Consider the following 19,935-nt stretch of genomic DNA (forward strand, 5'->3'; position numbering starts at 1 on the left):
CTGATGACCGAAAACGGAAGCACGTCACAGGAAAGACGTCACCAGACGGCATCCCGCGGAGGACGCCACAGGAAGACGTCCCCCGAAGGACGCCACGTCACCGGAAGACGTCACCGGAAGACGCCGCCGGCAAACGTCACAAGGAACCAGGAGCACCCATCATGTCCAAGATCGCCGTCTACGGAGCCAACGGCACCATCGGCAGCCGCATCGTGAACGAGGCGCTGCGCCGCGGCCACCAGGTCACGGCCGTGGTCCGCGACCCGGCGAAGATCACCGCGACCGACCCGAACCTCACCGTGGCCACGGGCGACGTCCTCGACCCCGCCTCGGTCGCCGCCGTGGCCGACGGCCAGGACGTCGTGGTCAGCGCGGTCGGCGGGGGCGACGGCCCGGGGCACATCGCCACCATCAAGCCCTCGGCCGAGTCCCTGGTGGCGGGCCTGCGCACCCTGGGGGAGGCGGCGCCCCGCCTGATCGCGGTCGGCGGCGCGGGCTCGCTGCGCACGCCGAACGGCAACCGGGTCTGGGACGCGGAGGGGCTGCCGGAGTTCCTGCTGGAGATCATGCACGCGCACGGGGACGCGCTGGAGTACTACCGCACGGTCACCGACGTCCGCTGGACGAACCTCAGCCCGGCCGCCGTGATCGAGCCCGGCGAGCGCACCGGCACCTACCGCGTCGCCCTGGACGACCTGGTCAGCGCGGAGGACGGGACGAGCCGGATCTCGGCGGAGGACTACGCCGTCGCGATCGTGGACGAGATCGAGAAGCCGCGGCACATCGGCGAGCGGTTCACGGTCGGCTACTGACGGCGCCGCCCCCGTTCGCGCGCCCGCACCGCGCGCCACCCACCATCGAGGCCCGGCCCGCTCCCGCGACTCCGGGCCTCGATGCTCCTTTCCCCACGGCGCCCCCGTCCCCCGAAACGCCAGAAGGGCACCCAGCCCCCGCAACGCAGAAGGCCCCCGACCTGGTTCCCCAGGTCGGGGGCCTTCTGGCTCTGGGTGAGTAACGGGACTCGAACCCGCGACATCCTGGACCACAACCAGGTGCTCTACCAGCTGAGCTATACCCACCATGACCGGCGCTTTTTGTTGTGCTTTCCGCACCGGACGAGAAAAAGTGTACAGGGTCGGAAGGGGTGCTCGCTCCCGGCTTCCGGGGTTACCGGGAGCGAGCTGCGTCACTATGGCGACGCGGGGGACACCGCGGGCAGGACGTGCTTGGCCGCGATGGCCTTGGCGGTGTCGGAATCCGGGCCGGGCTGCGGCACGAAGACCGCCTCCCGGTAGTACCGGAGCTCGGCGATGGATTCGCGGATGTCGGCGAGCGCCCGGTGGTTGCCGTTCTTCTCCGGACTGTTGAAGTACGCGCGCGGGAACCAGCGCCGGGCCAGCTCCTTCACCGAGGACACGTCCACGATCCGGTAGTGCAGGTGGCCCTCAAGGGCCGGCATGTCCCGGAGCAGGAAGCCGCGGTCGGTACCGACCGAGTTTCCGCACAGCGGGGCCTTGCCGGGCTCCGGTACGTGCTGCTTGACGTACTCCAGTACCTGCCGTTCCGCGGCTTCCAGCGTCGTGCCGTGGTCCAGCTCGTCCAGCAGCCCGGAGGCGGTGTGCATCTGGCGCACGACCTCGGGCATGGAGGTGAGCGCCTGGGCCGGGGGGCGGATCACGATGTCCACCCCTTCGCCCAGGACGTTCAGCTCCGAGTCGGTGACCAGGGCGGCCACCTCGATAAGCGCGTCGTTCGCCAGCGAGAGCCCCGTCATCTCGCAGTCGATCCACACCATGCGATCGTTCATACGCCTCACCCTACGGGGCGTTCCCGCTGGCTGGGCAGCACCGGGCGACCGCCCGTCCGGCCGAGGGACGGCTCGGCGAGGCGGGAGCCGAAGGTCTCGGGCGCCGGTTTGGCGGCGTCCGAGGAGGCGAGGACGGCGGCGTGCCCGGCCTGGCTCCGGTATCCACCCTGAGTGAGGCCGTTCTGCGCGTGGCTGCCCTGGGGGTGACCCTGGGCAGGCCCGCCCTGGCTGGGGACGCCCGGAGTGTGTCCGGTCTGCCCCAGGTGTCCGAGGTGCCCTGTTCCGTAGGCGAGCTGGCCGTGGCCCGCGGAGGCCGCGGCGAACCGGTCGGCGCCGCCCGGCCCGGTGCGCTCGCCGCGATCGGGCCGTTCGGTGCGGTCCGCGCGTTCGGGGCGCTCCGGTCGCAGCGACGGCTCCGGGGTGCCGTTCTGCGGCCGGCGGGCCCGGTAGGCGGCCCGGTAGGCAGCGGGGGAGGCCCCGAGCTGCCGCCGGAAGTGACCGCGCAGCGCCACCGGCGAACGGAAGCCGCAGCGGCCCGCGACCTCGTCCACCGAGTAGTCGGACGTCTCCAGCAGCCGCTGGGCCTGGAGGACCCGCTGGGTGATCAGCCACTGGAGTGGAGCGCTCCCAGTGAGGGAACGGAACCGCCGGTCGAAGGTGCGCCGGCTCATGTAGGCCCGGGCGGCCAGCGTCTCCACGTCGAACTGCTCGTGCAGGTGCTCCAGCGCCCAGGCGACGACCTCGGCGAGCGGGTCGGCGCCGATCTCCTCAGGTAATGACCTGTCGAGGTAGCGCTGGTGCCCCAAGTCCGACGCGGTGCGCCGGGGCGGTACGACCAGGCGGCGGGCGAGCGCGTTGGCCGCGTCCGCGCCGTGGTCCGTACGGACGATGTGCAGGCACAGGTCGATGCCCGCGGCGGTGCCCGCCGAGGTCAGCACGTCGCCGTCGTCCACGAAGAGCTCACGGGGATCGACGTGGACGGACGGATAGCGCTTGGCGAGCGTCGGCGCGTACATCCAGTGCGTGGTCGCCGGCCGCCCGTCGAGCAGTCCGGCGGCGGCGAGCACGAACGCGCCCGTGCACAGGCCCACGATGCGGGCCCCTTCTTCGTGTGCCCGGCGCAGCGCGTCCAGCGCGGCCGGTGGTGGTGCCTGTGTGATGGACCGCCAGGCCGGTACGACGACGGTGCCCGCGCGGGCGATCGCCTCCAGCCCGTAGGGGGCTGAGAGTTCCAGCCCCCCGGTCGTGCGCAAAGGCGCGTCTTCGCCCGCGCACACAAGTAGTCGGTAGCGGGGAACCCCCGCGTCCTGGCGGTCGATGCCGAAGACCGAGAGCGGAATAGAGCTCTCGAAAATAGGGCCGCCACTGAAGAGAAGCACCGCGACTATTTCGCGGCGTCGTCGGGCGGCGAGCTTGCGTGCGGCATCTGGTACGGCAGCGGAGTCCTGGCTCATGGCGCTTAAGCCCCCCTCGGTCGTCTCGCCCTCTCGGTCCTGCACTGTTCCCCCGCCGTGATTGCCAAGATCGAATCTACTGCGTCCCGTGAGGATGGAGTGCCAAGTTCACCACCCACTGCTAAGTCGATATGGCAACTTGGCGCGAAGCATTCGATCACGAAGGGTTCCACTCGTTGGGCTTGCTGGGAAGTACGCCTCACGCCTCTGCCCATAAGCAGTAGGCCACAACCATGCCGTGCGGTCCTTTCCCCGCAGCTCACGGCGGGGTTAGGGGTCGCTTTTGCCAAGGGATGGGGTTCGGCCTGAAGTTGGCTGAAAACGAACCCGTGCAGGCTTGCGGGCGGGTCATTCCTCCGACGTACGGCCCTCGCCATGGCGTCCGCCGCGGTGTGCTCCGGTGCCCGTCCGGCCGTGCCGGCCGCGGTGCGGGGCCGCCTCCTCGGCGGCCGTCCGGGCCGCGGCGCGCTCGGACTGGCGCAGCAGGGCCCGGCAGGCGCACGTCACCGTCACCAGCCCGACGGCGGTGCCCGTCGCGCCGGCGAAGGAGGAGCCGCAGACGACCAGGACGAGGGGAACCAGGACGCAGCTGAACAGTCCCCAGCGGACGAGATCGCTCACCGCGTCGGCTGGCGTGTTTGACGGACGGCGCACGGCGTCCTCCCTCCGGGCCGGCAGGTACTACAACGCCGGCGGCGGGCAACAGTCACCGGAAGGGGTACGTACGGGGGCAGGCCGGGGCATTGCCATACCGGCCCGGCTCCGGCATGCTCCGGGGAACGTTCGAGGGGTGCCCGTTCCCCTCCGGTCGTTCGCCGTCGTGGCGGACCCTGGGCACCGGGGTGCGGGCGCCGTACTCTTGGCGTTGAGGCTTGGGAAGGGGATTCCCGGTCGTATCGTTCTTCGTTGAACTATGGCTGCCGTCCGCTCGATCAAGCCAGCTCAGTCAACTGTCGGATCAAGTCAATCGCCGCTCCCTGTCCGCATCCTCCTCCCTAAAAGAGGACGTCCTCGCCGAGACATCGATGGCCGGTCACGAATTTCCCGAACCCGCGGACCGCAAGCAGGTCGCCGATCCCCTGGCCGGCCTCCGAGCGGCGGAACAGACACGAAACTCCTGCGACCCCGCCTTCCTGCACGGCGTCGTGGTCGGATTCGACGGCTCGGTGTCGAGCGAACGGGCCCTGGCGTACGCCATCGGCATGGCCCGGCGCTCCGGCTCCGGCCTGATCATCGTGCACGTGGCCAACCGGCTGCCGACCACCGTCTGGGCGGGCTGCGAACCCCCGGTCTTCGTGGACGTGCCGGACCACCGCACCGAAGTCCTCGGGCTGGAGCTGGCCTGCGCCGACTACCTCTCCGAGGTCCCGTGGATCCTCGTCGAGCGCGGTGGGGACATCTGCCACGAGCTGGAGGAGGTCGGCCGGGAGTACGAGGCCGACGCCATCGTGGTGGGGTCCACGCACGGGTTCGTCGGCCGGATCTTCGGCTCGGTGGCGGGGCGGCTGGCGCGGCGGGCCCGGCGGCCGGTGGTCGTCATCCCGTGACGCCGGGGCCGGCGGAGGGCCGGTCTTGAAGGCGGCGGGGCCGGGCGCGTTTTTCCCTGCCGTCCGCGTTCGGGTTTCCGGTGCCGTCCGCGTTGGGTTTCCGGTGCCGCCCGTGTTCGGGACGGCCCCCGCATTTCCGGCGGGCGCGTTTCCCCGGGTGCCTTTGTTTGGGAAAGCAAAGTGTTCGCGGGGTGCCCGTGCGCAAGCGGAGTCACCGGGCGGACGCCCCGTCAGAAAGGGCCCACGCACCCCCTCCTCCCCGCCTGACGCAGCATCACGTCACAGGACGGGCGCACGGGAGCACGCGGCATATCTACCGGAGCGTAGAGGTGGAATGCGGGTTTGCGGAGGGTACAAACCGATCAAGCACGCCGCACGTGCTGCCGGTCGGGAGGTGACGGTTCCCGTTGAGGCGGCATCACCGCCGGTGCCAGGGCGACACCGGCGACGAGGAGGCGGGCCCCCCGCGCGCTTGGTGGCACGCACGGGAGGCCCGCCTTCTCACTGCGTTCGCGGCGGGTTATTCCACCGTCACGGACTTGGCGAGGTTGCGCGGCTTGTCGATGTCGCGGCCCATCGCCAGAGCCGTGTGGTAGGCGAGGAGCTGGAGCGGGATGCCCATGAGGATCGGGTCGAGCTCCACCTCGTTCTTCGGCACGACGATGGTGTGGTCGGCCTTTTCCTGCTCCTGGTGGGCCACGGCGAGGATGCGCCCGCTGCGGGCCTTGATCTCCTCCAGCGTCGCCCGGTTCTTGTCCAGCAGGTCGTCGTCCGGGACGATCGCCACGGACGGGACGTCCGGCTCGATCAGGGCGAGCGGACCGTGCTTGAGCTCGGAGGCGGGGTAGGCCTCGGCGTGGATGTAGGAGACCTCCTTGAGCTTGAGGGAGGCTTCCAGCGCCACCGGGTAGCCGCGCACCCGGCCGACGAACATCATGCTCCGCGCCTTGGCGTACTCCGCGGCCAGCGCCTTGATCTCGTCCTCGCGGCCCAGGACCTCGGCGATCTGCTCGGGCAGCTTGCGCAGGCCCGCGATGATCCGCTTGCCGTCGGCCACCGACAGGTCGCGGATGCGGCCCAGGTGCAGGGCGAGCAGCGCGAAGGCGACCGCCGTGTTGGTGAAGCACTTGGTGGAGACGACGCAGACCTCGGGGCCGGCGTGCACGTACATGCCGCCGTCGGTCTCGCGGGCGATGGCACTGCCGACGACGTTCACGACGCCCAGGACGCGGGCGCCCTTGCGCTTGAGCTCCTGGACGGCGGCCAGGGTGTCGTAGGTCTCGCCGGACTGGCTGACCGCGATGTAGAGGGTGTCGGGGTCCACCACCGCGTTGCGGTAGCGGAACTCGCTCGCGGGCTCGGCGTCGGCGGGGATGCGGGCCAGCTCCTCGATGAGCTGGGCGCCGATCAGGCCCGTGTGGTAAGCGGAGCCGCAGCCCAGGATCTTGACCCGGCGGAAGCCGCGGGCCTCGCGGGCGTCCAGGTTCAGGCCGCCCAGCCGGACGGTGGAGAAGCGGTCGTCGATCCGGCCGCGCAGCACCCGGTCGACCGCCTCGGCCTGCTCGGCGATCTCCTTGTGCATGTAGGTGTCGTGGCCGCCCATGTCGTAGGACTCGGCCTCCCACTCCACCGTGGTCGGCGCGGCGGAGGTGCGCGAGCCCTCGGTGGTGTAGGTGCGGTAGTCGTCGGCCTTCAGGGTGGCCATCTCGCCGTCGTCCAGGGTGATGACCTGGCGGGTGTGCGAGACCAGCGCGGCGACGTCGGAGGAGACGAACATCTCCTTCTCGCCGATGCCCAGGACGACGGGGGAGCCGTTGCGGGCGACGACGATGCGGTCGGCGAAGTCGGCGTGCAGGACGGCGATGCCGTAGGTGCCCTCGATGACGCGCAGCGCCTCGCGGACCTTCTCCTCCAGGGTCGGCGCCTGGGAACGGCCGATGAGGTGGGCCAGGACCTCGGTGTCGGTGTCGGAGGCGAAGACGACGCCGTCGGCGGTGAGCTTGGCGCGCAGCTCGGAGGCGTTGTCGATGATGCCGTTGTGGACGACGGCGACCTTGCCCTCGGCGTCCAGGTGCGGGTGGGCGTTCTCGTCGTTCGGGGCGCCGTGGGTGGCCCAGCGGGTGTGCGCGATGCCGGTGGTGCCCGCGAACCGCTTGGGCAGCCGGGACTCCAGCTCGCGGACCCGGCCCTTGGCCTTGGCGGTCTTCAGGCCGCCGGGCGTCTTGCCGGTGCCCTTGGCGTGGATGGCGATGCCGGCCGAGTCGTACCCCCGGTACTCCAGGCGCTGGAGCCCTTCCAGGAGCAGCGGAGCGACGTCACGCTTCCCGATATATCCCACGATGCCGCACATGTGACCCTCCGAGTGAGCGGTTGATGGAGAACGGTGATGGTTGGTGCTGTGGCGCTGATGGGTGCCCGACGGCCCGGTGGCCCGGTGGCCGCCGTTCCCGGGGCTGGGTCCCGTCGTCACAGTGGCGCCTGACAGGCGGCGCCACTGTGGCGGCGGGACCCAGACGGCGGGGCCGGGGCCGGGCACCGGCCGGGTGCCACGGTTCGTACGATCCCCTCGCTCCGTACGACGCGTGCGACCGGCCGGTGCCGTCCGTCAGCCGTAGACCAGGCGCCGGAGCTGCCGCAGGGACAGCTCGGGCGGCGCCACCGCGCGGTGCGGCAGCTCCTCGGCGATCCGGTCGAAGATCGCGTCGTTGCGCAGTCCGCGGGCCTGGAGCTCGCGGTGGCGTCTGCGGACGTACCCCTCGGTGGACTCGTCGAAGTACGCGAGCACGTCCAGCACCACCCGGGCGGCCTCGCCGCGTTGCAGCGACGTGGTGCGCACCAGGTGGTCGACGAGGTCGTCGTGGGACGTGTGGCAGTTGCCATCACTGCGGTTACGGCGGTCGAGCACCCGTTGATACTGCGGGGTCCCCAGGGGTTTCGCAAGAAATCTGCCCGATATCGGGCAGGCGACACGGAAGCGGCGGTGGTGACCGGTCGGCACCTTGACCGCTCGCAGGGCGCAAGGTAGGCAGAGTGACGTTCCGTCTCGGTTGCTCCACGCCCTGTACGACGTCATCGCAGTCATCGCACGGCACCGCACCGCACGAGGCTCGTCGAAGGGAAGCTCTGTGAGACAACGCAGACTGTTCTGCTCGCTGCTGCTGGTCGCCGCGGCCGGCCTGGGCACCTCCGGGGTCGCCGCCCCGGCCGCACCCGCCGCCCCGCAGGCCCGCGAGCACCGGCCCACCGCTCTCGACCAGGTCATCCCCGCGCCCGCGTCCGTACGGACCGGCAAAGAGACGTACACCATCGGCGAACGGACCCCCATCCGCGTCCCGCACGGCTCGCACGAGGTCCGGCGGGTGGGCCGCTACCTCGCGGACCTGCTGCGCCCACCCACCGGCTACGACCTGCCGGTGACCACCAAGGGCGGCCGGGGCGGCATCGTCCTGCGGCTCGTCGACGGCAAGGGCGCCCACGGCCTGGGGGCCGAGGGCTACCGGCTGCACTCCGACCGCCACGGGGTGACCATCGCGGCGGCCAGACCCGCGGGCCTCTTCCACGGCGTCCAGACGCTGCGGCAACTGCTGCCCCCGTCCGTCGAGAAGCGCACCGAGCAGCCCGGCCCGTGGAAGGTGGCGGGCGGCACGATCACCGACACGCCGCGCTACGGCTACCGGGGCGCCATGCTCGACGTCTCACGGCACTTCTTCACCGTCGAGCAGGTCAAGCGCTACATCGACCAGCTCGCGCTCTACAAGGTCAACCGGCTGCACCTGCACCTCTCCGACGACCAGGGCTGGCGGATCGCCATCAAGTCCTGGCCCCGGCTGGCCGCGCACGGCGGCAGCACGCAGGTCGGCGGCGGGCCCGGCGGCTACTACACCAAGGACGACTACCGGGAGATCGTCCGGTACGCCGCCAGCCGCTACCAGACGGTCGTCCCCGAGATCGACATGCCCGGCCACACCAACGCCGCGCTCGCCTCGTACGCCGAACTCAACTGCAACGGCGTCGCGCCCCCGCTGTACACCGGCACGGCGGTCGGGTTCAGCTCGCTGTGCGTCCCGAAGAAGGTCACGTACGACTTCGTGGACGACGTGATCCGCGAGGTGGCGGCCCTCACCCCCGGCAAGTACCTGCACATCGGCGGGGACGAGGCGCACTCCACCAGCCACGAGGACTACGTGAAGTTCATGGACCGGGTCCAGCCGGTCGTCGCCAAGTACGGCAAGAAGGTGATCGGCTGGCACCAGCTCACCGGCGCGCACCCGATCAAGGGCGCCGTGGCGCAGTACTGGGGCTACGACAAGACCAGTGCCAAGGAACGGCAGCAGGTGGCCGACGCCGCCAAGAAGGGCACCGGGCTCATCCTCTCGCCCGCCGACCGCTCCTACCTCGACATGAAGTACGACAAGAACACCAAGCTCGGCAAGTCGTGGGCCGGCTACGTGGAGGTCCAGCGCTCCTACGACTGGAACCCGGCCACCTACCTTGAGGGCGCCCCGCAGGACGCGATCCGCGGGGTCGAGGCGCCGCTGTGGACGGAGACCCTGTCCACGTCCGCGCAGCTTGAGTACATGGCCTTCCCGAGGCTCCCCGGTGTCGCGGAGCTGGGCTGGTCGCCGGCGTCCACGCACGACTGGAACACGTACAAGCACCGGCTGGCCGCGCAGGCGCCGCGCTGGGAGGCGCTCGGCATCGACTACTACCAGTCGCCGCAGGTGCCGTGGCCGGGGAAGAAGTGAGCCGAGAACCTTTCCGGGCACGTCTGGGCAGCGGACGCTGACCGACGCTGACCAGGCCCCCGGGTGGCGGGTGATCCGCCGCCCGGGGGTACACGCGGACGAAGGGCCGCGTCGCACGCTCAGCTCGTCAGGCCCAGCTCCCGCGCGATGAGCATCCGCTGCACCTCGCTCGTGCCCTCGCCGATCTCCAGGATCTTGGAATCCCGCCACATGCGGGCGACGGGGTACTCGTTCATGAAGCCGTAGCCGCCGTGCACCTGCGTGGCCTCGCGGGCGTTGGTCACCGCGATCTCGGACGAGTACAGCTTGGCGAGCGCCGCCTCCTTCTTGAACGGCTCGCCGTGCACCAGGCGCGAGGCGGCGTCCCGCCAGGCGAGCCGGGCGGTGTGGGCGCGCATCTCCATGTCGGCCAGCTTGAACTGGATCGCCTGGTTGGTGCCGATGGGACGGCCGAAGGCGTGCCGGGTGCGGGCGTAGCCGACCGACTCGTCCACGCAGCCCTGCGCGAGGCCGGTGGCCAGGGCGGCGATCGCGATCCGGCCCTCGTCCAGTATCCGCAGGAACTGCGCGTACCCCCGGCCCTCCTCGCCCAGCAGGTTGCCGACCGGGACGCGGACGTCGCTGAAGGACAGTTCGCGGGTGTCCGAGGCGTTCCACCCGACCTTGGAGTACGGGGCGCCGACCGTGAACCCGTCGGTGCCCGACGGCACGATGATCGTGGAGACCCGCGGGCGGCCGTCCTCGTCGCGGCCGGTGACGGCGGTGACGGTGACCAGGCCGGTGATGTCGGTACCGGAGTTGGTGATGAAGCACTTGCTGCCGTTGATCACCCACTCGTCACCGTCCCGGACGGCCGTCGTCCGGGTGGACCCGGCGTCCGAACCGCCGTCCGGCTCGGTGAGGCCGAACGCGCCCAGCATCTCGCCCGTGCACAGGCGGGGCAGCCACGCGCGCTTCTGCTCCTTCGTGCCGAAGCGGTAGATCGGCATCGCGCCCAGGGAGACCCCGGCCTCCAGGGTGATGGCCACGGAGGAGTCCACGCGGGCCAGCTCCTCCAGGGCGACGCCGAGCGCCAGGTAGTCGCCGCCCATGCCCCCGTACTCCTCCGGGAAGGGCAGCCCGAACAGGCCCATCCGGCCCATCTCGCGGACGATCTCGTACGGGAACTCGTGGCGCTCGTAGAAGTCGCCGATCTTGGGGGCCACGACGTCGTGTGCGAAGGCCTCGACCGTGCGGCGCAGTTCTTCCAGCTCTGGCGAGAGCCGGTGGTCCAGGGTCATGGGTCACTCCTTGTGGGAGAGGGCGCGGAGGGTGCGGGAGGGGCTGGGGCGGCCCAGCCGTTCGGCCATCCACACGCTCGTGGCGGTCAGAAGGCCCAGGTCGACGCCGGTCTCGATGCCCAGGCCGTGGAGCATCCAGACGAGGTCTTCGGTGGCGAGGTTGCCGGTGGCGCTCTTGGCGTACGGGCAGCCGCCCAGGCCGCCCGCCGAGGCGTCCACGGTGGTGACGCCGTGCTGGAGGGCGGCCAGGGTGTTGGCCAGCGCCTGCCCGTAGGTGTCGTGGAAGTGCACGCCGACGCGATTGGTGGGCACGCCCGCCTCGTTGAGGGCGGAGAGCAGCTCCTGGACGTGGCCGGGCGTGGCGACGCCGATGGTGTCGCCGAGGCTCAGCTCGTCGCAGCCCATCTCCAGCAGCGCGCGGCACACCCGGACGACCGCGGCCACCGGCACCGGGCCCTCCCACGGGTCGCCGAAGCACATGGACAGGTAGCCCCGGACGTGCGCGTCCGCCGCCTTGGCCCGCGCCACCACGGGCGCGAACATGGCCAGCGACTCGTCCACCGTGCGGTTCAGGTTGGCGCGGGCGAAGGACTCGGTGGCGCTGCCGAAGACGGCGATCCGGTCCGCGCCCAGCGCCAGCGCGCGGTCCAGCCCGCGTTCGTTGGGGACGAGGACGGGCAGCCGGACGCCCTCCGGCAGGCCGCCCAGCAGCGGATACAGGGCTTCCGCGTCGGCGAGCTGCGGCACCCATTTGGGGTGCACGAAGCTCGTCGCCTCGATGGTGGTCAGCCCGGCCGCCGCCAGCCGGCGGATGAACTCCGCCTTGACCTCTGTGGGGACCACCGTCTTCTCGTTCTGGAGGCCGTCCCGCGCGCCCACCTCGTGGATGCGGACGCGGGGCGGCAGGTTCGGCGCGGGGACGGCCATGGGGAGGCCGGTGGGGAGTGTGCCGGTGGTGCTGGTGGTGTTGGCCGTGCCGGTGGTGTTGGTCGGGCTCGTGTCGCTCGGGCCGGTGGCGCCGTTGGTGCCGGTCGATTCGGGGGACGCGGTCATGAGGCTGCCTCCTCACCGGGGGCCGGGTGCGGGGTGACGACGGCCAGCACCTGGTCCATGGCGACCGTACTGCCGGGCGTCACATCCAGCTCGCTGACGACTCCGTCGTGCGGGGCGGCGATGACGTGTTCCATCTTCATCGCCTCCACGACCAGCAGGCTCTGCCCCGCCGTCACCTCGTCGCCCACCGCCGCCTTGACGACGGTGACGGTGCCGGGCATCGGCGCGGTCAGCGCGTCCGCGCCGTGCGCGCCCGCGCCGCCGGTGAGCGCGGCGGCGACCGGATCGTGCTCGGTCAGGTGCCAGGCCTCGCCGTCGCGGCCGAGCCAGGTGCCGCGCGGGTCGGTGGCGTGGTGGAAGGTGTGGGTGAGGCCGTCGCGGATGAGGGTGACGGTGTTGTCGTTCCCGTTCGCCCCGTTCGCCCTGTTCGCCCCGTCGGTCAGGAGGCGGGCGGGGGTGCCCTCGCCGTCCTCGTCCTCGCCGATCCGCACCCGGGCGTCGGTGGCGCGGCCCCGGACGTGGACGGTCACCGGGTCGTGGCCGGGCACCCGGAAGTGGTGCGCCGTCCAGGCGGGCGTGCCGCCCAGCCGCCAGCCGGAGGGCACGGAGAACGGGTCGGTCCAGCCAGTGCCACTGCCGGTGGGCGCGGGCTCCAGGGCCGCGTGCCGGATGAGGGCCGCCGCGGCGTACACCTCGGCGGGCACCTCGTCCCGGACCAGCCCGGCCGCGTCCCGGTCGATCAGACCGGTGTCCAGGTCGCCGGAGACCACGTCCGGGTGCGCGAGCAGCGCCCGCAGGAAGCCGGTGTTGGTGTCCACGCCCAGGACGGTGGTCCCGGCCAGCGCGGCCCGCAGCCGGCGCAGCGCGGCGGGGCGGTCCGGGCCGTAGGCGATGACCTTGGCGACCATGGGGTCGTACGACGTGCCGACCTCGGTGCCCTCCAGCAGGCCGGAGTCCACCCGTATGCCGTCCCCGGCGGGCTCGCGCAGGGCGATGACCGTACCGGCGGACGGGAGGAAGTCCACCCGGGCGCCTTTCTCGGAGCCGGTTTCCCGGGAGCCCTGGCCGTCCCCGTCGGTGGTGCCGGGCGTCACCCGTGCCGTCTCCGCGCAGACCCGGGCCTCGATGGCGTGCCCCGTCAGCCGGACGCCCTCCTGCCCGTACGGCAGGGGCTCGCCCGCCGCCACCCGGAGCTGCCACTCCACCAGGTCGAGCCCGCTGATCAGCTCGGTGACCGGGTGCTCCACCTGGAGGCGGGTGTTCATCTCCATGAAGTAGAAGGGGCGGGCGCCGTTCCCCTCCGCTTCGGCGGCTCCGGGCACGATGAACTCGACCGTGCCCGCGCCCCGGTACCCGCACGAGCGCGCCGCCTGCACGGCCGCCTCACCCATCGCGGCGCGGGTGGCCTCGTCCAGCAGGACCGAGGGCGCCTCCTCGACGACCTTCTGGTGACGGCGCTGGAGCGAGCACTCCCGCTCGCCCAGATGGATCACCTGGCCGTGACCGTCCGCCAGCACCTGGATCTCGATGTGGCGCGGCCGGTCGATCCACCGCTCCACCAGCAGCGTGTCGTCCCCGAAGGAACCCCGGGCCTCGCGCCGGGCGGCGGCGATCTCCTCGTCCAGCCGCGCGGCGTCCCGCACCAGGCGCATGCCCTTGCCGCCGCCGCCCGCGGACGGCTTGAGCAGCACCGGCATCCCGATCTCGCGGGCGGCCTCGGCGAGCTGCGCGTCCGTCAGTCCGCTGCCCGAGGAGCCGGGGACGACGGGCACGCCGGCCGCCCGCACGGTCTCCTTGGCACGGATCTTGTCGCCCATGAGGTCGATCGCCTCGGCGGACGGGCCGATGAACACCAGCCCCGCGTCCGTCACCGCGCGCGCGAACGCGGCGTTCTCGGCGAGGAACCCGTACCCCGGGTGCACGGCCCGCGCGCCCGTACGGGCGGCGGCCTCCAGGAGGCGGTCGGTGCGCAGGTAGCTCTCGGTCGCGGCGGCCGGGCCGATGCGCACGGCGGTGTCGGCCTCGCGCACGTGCCGGGCGTCCGCGTCCGCGTCGCTGAACACCGCGACGGACCGGACGCCGAGCGCGCGCAACGTCCGGATGACGCGGACCGCGATCTCGCCGCGGTTGGCGACCAGGACGGTGTCGAACATGGTGGCGTGTCCTCTCACAGTCCCCTCACATCCGGAAGACGCCGAAGCCGGGCTCGCCCAGCGGCGCGTTGGCACAGGCGGTCAGGGCGAGCCCCAGCACCTGGCGGGTCTCCAAGGGGTCGATCACCCCGTCGTCCCACAGCCGGGCGGTGGCGTAGTAGGCGCTGCCCTGGGTCTCGTACTGCTCCCGGACCGGCGCCTTGAACGCCTCTTCCTCCTCGGCGCTCCACTCCTCGCCGCGCGCCTCCATCTGGTCGCGCTTGACGGTCGCCAGCACGGACGCGGCCTGCTCGCCGCCCATGACGGAGATCTTGGCGTTCGGCCACATCCACAGGAAGCGGGGCGAGTACGCCCGGCCGCACATGGAGTAGTTGCCCGCGCCGTACGAGCCGCCGATGACGACGGTCAGCTTCGGCACCCGCGTGCAGGCCACGGCCGTCACCATCTTGGCGCCGTGCTTGGCGATGCCACCCGCCTCGTAGTCCCGGCCGACCATGAAGCCGGAGATGTTCTGGAGGAAGACCAGGGGGATGCCGCGCTGATCGCACAGCTCGATGAAGTGCGCGCCCTTCTGGGCCGACTCGGAGAACAGGATGCCGTTGTTGGCGACGATGCCCACCGGGTGCCCGTGCAGGTGCGCGAAGCCGGTGACCAGCGTCGGCCCGTACTCCGCCTTGAACTCCGCGAACCGCGAACCGTCCACGATCCGCGCGATCACCTCGCGCACGTCGTAGGGGGTGCGGGAGTCGGCGGGCACCGCCCCGTACAGCCCCGCCGGGTCCACCGCGGGCTCCTCGGAGGGCCGTACGGTCCAGGGGAGCGGGGCCCGCTCGCCCAGGGAGGAGACGATGGTCCGCACGATGCGCAGCGCGTGCGCGTCGTCCTCGGCGAGGTGGTCGGTGACGCCGGAGGTCTTGCTGTGCACCTCGCCGCCGCCCAGCTCCTCGGCCGTGACGACCTCACCGGTCGCGGCCTTCACCAGTGGCGGCCCGCCCAGGAAGATCGTCCCCTGGTTCCGGACGATCACGGCCTCGTCGCTCATCGCCGGGACGTACGCGCCGCCGGCCGTGCACGACCCCAGGACGGCCGCGATCTGCGGGATGCCCGCGCCCGACATCCGGGCCTGGTTGTAGAAGATCCGCCCGAAGTGCTCGCGGTCGGGGAAGACCTCGTCCTGCATCGGCAGGAAGGCCCCGCCCGAGTCGACCAGGTACAGGCACGGCAGCCGGTTCTCCAGCGCCACTTCCTGGGCCCGCAGGTGCTTCTTGACCGTCATCGGGTAGTACGTGCCGCCCTTGACGGTGGCGTCGTTGGCGACGATCACCACCTCGCGGCCGGAGACCCGCCCGACGCCCGCGATCACCCCGGCGGCCGGCGCGGCCCCTCCGTACAGCCCGTCCGCCGCCAGCGGCGCCAGCTCCAGGAACGGCGAACCCGGGTCCAGCAACGCGTCCACCCGGTCCCGCGGCAGCAGCTTGCCGCGCGCCGTGTGCCGGGCCCGCGCCTTCTCGCCGCCGCCCAGCCGCGCCCCGGCCAGCTTCTCGCGCAACTCGGCGGCCAGCTCGCGGTGCGCGGCCTCGTTGGCCTGCCAGGTCTCGGAGGTGGGGTCGGCGGTGGACTTGAGGACGGGTGCGGGCTGGGTGGCGCGGACGGTTTCGGTCCGCCGGGTGGGCGTGGCGGGCGTCATCGGGTCCCCACGTACGTCATCGGTACGAGCCCCTTTGCATCGGTACGAGCCCCTTCGCTCGGTCGTGCGGTCGCGTTTGCTCGGTCGTGCGGTCGCGGTGATGGCCGCGCGGTGTGGTGGCCGCGCGGGCCGTTGTGGTGGCCGGGTACCCCGGGGTGGTGGGGTGTGGCCGGTGGTGCGGTGGTGGGTGGGGGGCGGGTTTGGGCGGGGTGGGGTGGTGCGCGGGGGGCCTTGTGGGTGCGTCCCCTGGGGGTGCTTTACGGGCGTTCGCCGTTCCGGGAGCGCGCGGCGGGGGACCCGTCCGGTTGGGCGTCCGGTCGGTGCCTCCGGTCAGTGCCTCCGGTCGGTGCGCCCGGGTGGGTGGCGCCTTGCCGGATGGCTTGTGCCGGATGGCTTGTTCCGGTACGTCGCCCCCGTGCGTTGTTCCCGTCCGTCGTCCTTGCCGGTCGTCCCTGTCCGTCGTCCCTGTCCGCTGTCCCCGTGCGTCGTCCCCGTGGTTCGTCCCAGTGCCGGAAGCCCGTCCCCTGGGCCACCGCTGTTAATGGTCGTTAACTTCTTCTTCGGTCAGGTTAACGACTACTAACCCCGCTGTCTAGAATTGATCGCATGAGTAGCGCATCCGCACCGACCAGCCGCCGCGAGCAGATCCTCAGAGAGGCCGCCCGCCTTTTCGCCGAGCGCGGCTTCCACGGGGTCGGAGTGGACGAGATCGGGGCAGCCGTGGGCATTTCGGGCCCAGGTCTGTACCGCCACTTCGCCGGCAAGGATGCGATGCTCGCCGAACTGCTGGTCGGAATCAGCGAACGGCTGCTTGAGGGCGGCCGGGCCCGGGTGGCGGCCGGCGGCGCCGGACCCGAAGCCGTCCTGGACGCGCTGATCGCCGGCCACATCGACTTCGCACTGGACGACCGCCCGCTGATCACCCTCCACGACCGTGAGCTCGACCGCCTGCGGGACGAGGACCGCAAGCAGGTCCGCCGCCTCCAGCGCGAGTACGTTGAACTGTGGGTCGAGGTCGTCCGGGAGGTCCACCCCAAGTGCCCTGAGCCGGAGGTGCGGGCTTGCGTGCACGCGGTGTTCGGTTTGCTCAACTCGACCCCGCACCTGAGTCGGCCGGGGGCGTTGCCGGGAAGGGCGGCTACGGCGGGGTTGCTGCATCGGGTGGCGCGGGGGGCGTTTGGGGCGTTGGGGGATGCGGGGGAGGGGTGAGGGGGTGTTGTTCGCGGGCCGTTGCGCCTGTTATGACGGTCATGTCGGAGTTCTTGGAAGTGAGTAAAAACGGGGGTTGGGCGCTGTAAAGGTGCAGGTCGCGGCCTGTGAGCCCCGCGCGTGCGGGGGTGGTCCCGGTGTCCTCGTATGGGAGCGCGCCGTTCATGAGTGAGCCCCGCGCGTGCGGGGGTGGTCCCCGTTGCGCCCGGAACCGGCTGCGTGGCCGCCAGTGAGCCCCGCGCGTGCGGGGGTGGTCCCGTCGAGCGGATTCCGGCGGAGTAAAGGGCGTCGTGAGCCCCGCGCGTGCGGGGGTGGTCCCCACCCCCGGTCTGCACCACTGCCAGGTGGTCGGTGAGCCCCGCGCGTGCGGGGGTGGCCCCGCCCGTACGTCCTCCGGCCGTCCCTTCCGCATGTGAGCCCCGCGCGTGCGGGGGTGGTCCCGACTGGTACAGCATCCCGTTGACGTGTTTGGCGTGAGCCCCGCGCGTGCGGGGGTGGTCCCCCGTGGCGATCACTGCGCGGGTGACCGACATCGTGAGCCCCGCGCGTGCGGGGGTGGTCCCTGAGATCACACACACAACGCACATGTCAGGGAGTCAGCCCCGCGCGTGCGGGGGTGGCCCCAGGACGTTCGGGCGCCATTTGAGCATGGGCAGGTGGTCCCCGCGCATGCAGGGCTCCCCAACCAGGAGCGGCAATTCCGTTTTCGTCGGCAGCCCGACCCCAACCCCCACCCCATCCGATCTGGACATCCCCAACAACCCCCCGGTAGCTTTCCACCGGCTGAGCAAGCGCTTAATCGGCCGCTGGGTCGGTCCGGTCGGTCGGCCCCATGGATTCCGGTTTCCGGAGGAGGCGAACCGTGCGTCGTACGGTCTACAACGAGGACCACGAGGCGTTCCGCGCGACCATCCGCGATTTCATCGCCGCCGAGGTCGTCCCCGTGTACGACGAGTGGATGGCGGCCGGTCAGGTGCCCCGCGAGTTCTACAAGAAGCTCGGTGAGCTGGGGATCTTCGGTATCGAGGTGCCGGAGGAGTACGGCGGGGCGGGCGAGACCAGTTTCAAGTTCAGCGCCGTCATCAGCGAGGAGTGCGCGCGGGCGGGCGTCAGCTTCGGTGGGTCGAGCGTGCACACCGCACTCTGCCTCCCGTACCTCCTCGCGTACGGCACCGAGGAGCAGAAGCGGCGCTGGCTGCCGCCGTTCGTCTCCGGCGACATGATGATGGCCATCGCCATGACGGAACCCGGCACGGGCTCGGACCTGGCCGGCATGAAGACCACCGCCAAGCTCTCCGAGGACGGCACGCACTACGTCCTCAACGGGGCCAAGACGTTCATCACGGGCGGCGTCCTGGCCGACCGCGTCATCGTCTGCGCCCGGACCGCGCCGCCGTCGCCGGAGGACCGCCGGGCCGGGATCACGCTGCTCGTCGTGGACACCACGTCCGAGGGCTACACGGTCGGCCGCAAGCTCGAAAAGCTGGGTCTGAAGACGTCCGACACCGCCGAGTTGGCGTTCTCCGACGTGAAGGTGCCCGTCGAGGACCGCCTCGGCGAGGAGGGGAAGGCGTTCTCCTACCTGGGCCAGAACCTCCCGCAGGAGCGGCTGAGCATCGCGGTCGGCGCGTACGCCCAGTCCGCCGCCGCGCTGGAGTTCGCCAAGGCGTACGTCCAAGAGCGCGAGATCTTCGGCAAGGCGGTGGCGACCTTCCAGAACACCAAGTTCGTGCTGGCCGACTGCAAGGCCGAGGTGGACGCGATGGAGGCGGTCGTCGACCGGGCGCTGGAGGCCCACGACGCGGGCGAGTTGACGGCGGCCGACGCCGCGTCCGCCAAGCTGTTCACCACCGAGCGCGCGGCCGTCGTCATCGACAAGTGCCTTCAACTGCACGGTGGTTACGGGTACATGTCGGAGTATCCGATCTCCCGGCTGTACGCCGACACGCGCGTGTCGCGCATCTACGGCGGCACGAGCGAGGTCATGCGCTCGATCATCGCCAAGTCGATGGGCCTGTAGGCCGGCGCGGACCGATCACCCGTGAACGACACCCCGCCACCAGGGCGCGCCGCCCCGGTAAACCCCGTGAACGACGCGCTGCGCTCCCTCCTCGATCTGCTCGACCTGGAGCGGATCGAGGAGGACATCTTCCGCGGCCTGTCCCGCCCGTCCCTCGTCCCGCGCGTCTTCGGTGGGCAGGTCGCCGCACAGGCGCTGGTCGCGGCCGGGCGGACGGTTCCCGACGACCGTCCGCCGCACTCCCTGCACGCGTACTTCCTGTGGCCCGGCGACCCCGGCGCGCCCATCGTCTACACCGTCGACCGGCTCCGCGACGGCCGGTCCTTCACCACCCGCCGGGTCGTCGCCGTCCAGCACGGCCGCGCGATCTTCCACCTGACGGCCTCCTTCCACGCGTACGAGGAAGGGCTGGCGGACCAGGAGCCGATGCCCCACGCGCCGGACCCACTGACGCTTCCCACCGCCGAGGAACTGCTGCCCCGGTACGCCCACCGCTTCCGCGGCCCGGACGTCCTGCGGCGGATGCTGGAGGCGCGTGCCGCCGTGGACCTGCGGTACGTGGACGCCCCGCCGTTCGGCAGCGTGGGCGAGCCGCGCGCACCGCGTTCGCAGGTCTGGTTCCGCACACAGGGCAAGCTCGACGGCGATCTCGACCGGCCGTTGCTGCACCTGGGCCTGGTCACGTACGTCTCCGACATGACGTTGCTGGACTCGGTGCTGCTCGCCCACGGCCGGGGCGGCTGGACGGTCGGCGACGTGGTCGGGGCGAGTTTGGATCACGCGATGTGGTTCCACCGCCCGCTGCGTGCCGACGAGTGGCTGCTGTACGACCAGGAGTCGCCGACCGCCCAGGGCGGTCGCGCGCTCGGCCAGGGACGGATCTTCACGGCCGATGGGCGGTTGGTGGTGTCCGTGGTCCAGGAGGGCGTCGTCCGGGCGCCTCGGAACCGGGCGACGAGCTGAGAGCGGGCGTCACAAGG

15 protein-coding genes, 1 tRNA gene and 1 CRISPR repeat array are annotated in these 19,935 nt (G+C 71.6%); of the genes, 6 read left to right on the forward strand and 10 right to left on the reverse strand.

The window, feature by feature from the left end:
- Positions 1–161: 161 nt before the first annotated feature.
- Complete coding sequence (locus ABZX96_RS13570; RefSeq protein ID WP_355542763.1) at positions 162–812, forward strand: NAD(P)H-binding protein; 651 nt, start codon at positions 162–164, stop codon at positions 810–812.
- A 194-nt stretch (positions 813–1,006) separates the two neighbouring features.
- Here the strand turns inward: ABZX96_RS13570 and ABZX96_RS13575 are convergent.
- From ABZX96_RS13575 to ABZX96_RS13590, 4 genes are all read right to left on the reverse strand, one after another.
- Positions 1,007–1,079: transfer RNA gene (locus ABZX96_RS13575), tRNA-His, on the reverse strand.
- 110 nt (positions 1,080–1,189) lie between these two features.
- A complete protein-coding gene (gene orn / locus ABZX96_RS13580) occupies positions 1,190–1,807 on the reverse strand; it encodes an oligoribonuclease (protein ID WP_355542766.1) in 618 nt (205 codons plus the stop codon).
- Between the two features lie 5 nt (positions 1,808–1,812).
- Positions 1,813–3,261: a helix-turn-helix domain-containing protein gene (locus tag ABZX96_RS13585; protein ID WP_355542769.1), complete on the reverse strand. Its 1,449-nt coding sequence runs from the start codon at positions 3,259–3,261 to the stop codon at positions 1,813–1,815.
- Between the two features lie 348 nt (positions 3,262–3,609).
- A complete protein-coding gene (locus tag ABZX96_RS13590) occupies positions 3,610–3,915 on the reverse strand; it encodes a hypothetical protein (protein WP_355542772.1) in 306 nt (101 codons plus the stop codon).
- A 371-nt stretch (positions 3,916–4,286) separates the two neighbouring features.
- On the opposite strand from ABZX96_RS13590, the gene ABZX96_RS13595 reads away from it, so the two are divergent.
- Complete coding sequence (locus ABZX96_RS13595) at positions 4,287–4,808, forward strand: universal stress protein (protein WP_355542775.1); 522 nt, start codon at positions 4,287–4,289, stop codon at positions 4,806–4,808.
- A gap of 520 nt (positions 4,809–5,328) precedes the next feature.
- Here the strand turns inward: ABZX96_RS13595 and glmS are convergent.
- The gene (gene glmS, locus ABZX96_RS13600) at positions 5,329–7,158 is read right to left on the reverse strand and encodes a glutamine--fructose-6-phosphate transaminase (isomerizing) (protein WP_355542778.1); all 1,830 of its coding nucleotides are present in this window, start codon (positions 7,156–7,158) and stop codon (positions 5,329–5,331) included.
- Between the two features lie 255 nt (positions 7,159–7,413).
- Positions 7,414–7,713, reverse strand: a complete 300-nt coding sequence (locus ABZX96_RS13605; RefSeq protein WP_355542781.1) for a hypothetical protein — start codon at positions 7,711–7,713, stop codon at positions 7,414–7,416.
- Between the two features lie 220 nt (positions 7,714–7,933).
- Between ABZX96_RS13605 and ABZX96_RS13610 the strand changes: the two genes are divergently transcribed.
- On the forward strand, positions 7,934–9,553 hold the full coding sequence (locus tag ABZX96_RS13610) for a beta-N-acetylhexosaminidase (RefSeq protein ID WP_355542784.1): 1,620 nt from the start codon (positions 7,934–7,936) through the stop codon (positions 9,551–9,553).
- Positions 9,554–9,672: 119 nt separating this feature from the next.
- On the opposite strand, the gene ABZX96_RS13615 is transcribed toward ABZX96_RS13610, so the two are convergent.
- The 4 genes from ABZX96_RS13615 to ABZX96_RS13630 form a co-directional block, all read right to left on the reverse strand.
- On the reverse strand, positions 9,673–10,833 hold the full coding sequence (locus tag ABZX96_RS13615) for an acyl-CoA dehydrogenase family protein (RefSeq protein WP_355542787.1): 1,161 nt from the start codon (positions 10,831–10,833) through the stop codon (positions 9,673–9,675).
- 3 nt (positions 10,834–10,836) lie between these two features.
- Positions 10,837–11,760 (reverse strand): hydroxymethylglutaryl-CoA lyase, encoded by a 924-nt coding sequence (locus tag ABZX96_RS13620; RefSeq protein WP_355542888.1) that lies wholly within the window; start codon positions 11,758–11,760, stop codon positions 10,837–10,839.
- 122 nt (positions 11,761–11,882) lie between these two features.
- Positions 11,883–14,039 carry a biotin carboxylase N-terminal domain-containing protein gene (locus ABZX96_RS13625; RefSeq protein WP_355542790.1) on the reverse strand — a complete coding sequence of 719 codons (2,157 nt, stop codon included), beginning with the start codon at positions 14,037–14,039 and terminating at the stop codon, positions 11,883–11,885.
- Between the two features lie 25 nt (positions 14,040–14,064).
- Positions 14,065–15,726, reverse strand: a complete 1,662-nt coding sequence (locus ABZX96_RS13630) for a carboxyl transferase domain-containing protein (RefSeq protein ID WP_355542793.1) — start codon at positions 15,724–15,726, stop codon at positions 14,065–14,067.
- Positions 15,727–16,332: 606 nt separating this feature from the next.
- Between ABZX96_RS13630 and ABZX96_RS13635 the strand changes: the two genes are divergently transcribed.
- The 3 genes from ABZX96_RS13635 to ABZX96_RS13645 all read left to right on the forward strand — a co-directional run bounded on the left by ABZX96_RS13635 (position 16,333) and on the right by ABZX96_RS13645 (position 19,918).
- The gene (locus ABZX96_RS13635; protein ID WP_355542796.1) at positions 16,333–16,935 is read left to right on the forward strand and encodes a TetR/AcrR family transcriptional regulator; all 603 of its coding nucleotides are present in this window, start codon (positions 16,333–16,335) and stop codon (positions 16,933–16,935) included.
- Between the two features lie 107 nt (positions 16,936–17,042).
- Positions 17,043–17,559: direct repeats of the CRISPR family, unit length 29 nt; unit sequence GTGAGCCCCGCGCGTGCGGGGGTGGTCCC.
- A 238-nt stretch (positions 17,560–17,797) separates the two neighbouring features.
- A complete protein-coding gene (locus tag ABZX96_RS13640; protein ID WP_355542799.1) occupies positions 17,798–18,955 on the forward strand; it encodes an acyl-CoA dehydrogenase family protein in 1,158 nt (385 codons plus the stop codon).
- 66 nt (positions 18,956–19,021) lie between these two features.
- The gene (locus tag ABZX96_RS13645) at positions 19,022–19,918 is read left to right on the forward strand and encodes an acyl-CoA thioesterase II (protein WP_355542802.1); all 897 of its coding nucleotides are present in this window, start codon (positions 19,022–19,024) and stop codon (positions 19,916–19,918) included.
- Positions 19,919–19,935: the final 17 nt, after the last annotated feature.

This window comes from Streptomyces sp. NPDC003077, from assembly GCF_040611095.1.
Classification (GTDB): Bacteria; Actinomycetota; Actinomycetes; order Streptomycetales; family Streptomycetaceae; genus Streptomyces.